The sequence below is a fragment of the Pseudomonas sp. SIMBA_068 genome, from assembly GCF_046534705.1.
GTDB lineage: Bacteria > Pseudomonadota > Gammaproteobacteria > Pseudomonadales > Pseudomonadaceae > Aquipseudomonas > Aquipseudomonas putida.
In genome coordinates this window covers 1-259 of sequence record NZ_JAWRYI010000871.1, presented here as the reverse complement: position 1 = coordinate 259, position 259 = coordinate 1, and the positions used below count along the sequence as shown (strand labels likewise).

Annotated in this window: 1 pseudogene; it reads left to right on the top strand. The window is 63.7% G+C overall.

What is annotated here, in order from left to right:
• Window positions 1-259 (top strand): annotated as a pseudogene (locus SB756_RS31850) (hypothetical protein); the annotation flags it as partial.

Genomic DNA, 259 nt, shown 5'->3' with positions numbered 1-259 from the left:
CAAGAAGCTGTTGCAGGCCGCCGAGAAGAACTACCCGGCCAAGGCCAGGGATGCGGGCCTTGCGGCCTTCAGCATTCCCCAGGGCAAGGCCCCGAGCGAGGGCTGGCCGGTAGTGGTCTGGCTGTCGGGGTTCGGTACCGAAGGCAGCGACGGCATCGACATGCGCACGGACCTTGTGGGGGAAAAAGCCGTGCTGGTGGGCATCAACGGCACTCTCAAGCGCGACGAACACCAATTCATGTGGCAGCAGCATTCGGTA